Raw genomic sequence first — 433 nt, forward strand, 5'->3', positions numbered from 1 at the left:
GTTCGATCGCCTGATGGACGATGCGCCCGACGAGACGATCGAGGAGCAGGACGACGACGATGCCGCCTTCCGCCGGGTGAAGCTGGGGATGCGACGCGATCTGGAGGGCTTGCTCAACGGCAAACGTCCCTATTCCAAATGGCTGGGCTCGCGACCGGGACTGGGGGACACGGTGCTGGGCTTCGGGCTCGCCGATCTCAGCACCGAAGACTTCAGCAGCGAAGCGGTGCGGGAGCGGCTGCGACGGATGATCGCGCAGGGCATCCGGACGCACGAGCCACGCCTGCGGCGCGTCGAAGTGGAGGTGGACGGTGCGCCGACATCGGCCGGGGTCCGCTTCAGGATCAGCGCGGTCATGGTCCTGGACATGATCGAAGAGGCGGTGGTCTACGATGCGCGACTACGGCCATCGGATCGCGCGATCGACGTCCAT

The 433-nt window shown here is 66.5% G+C and carries 1 protein-coding gene; it reads left to right on the plus strand.

All coding sequences use genetic code 11. The features are described from left to right. Positions 1-13: 13 nt before the first annotated feature. Positions 14-433 (plus strand): type VI secretion system baseplate subunit TssE (tssE, locus tag AC0IYH_RS29455; RefSeq protein WP_471837584.1); only part of this gene is annotated, 420 nt, incomplete at its 3' end.

This window comes from Pseudomonas sp. AC463, assembly GCF_979253585.1.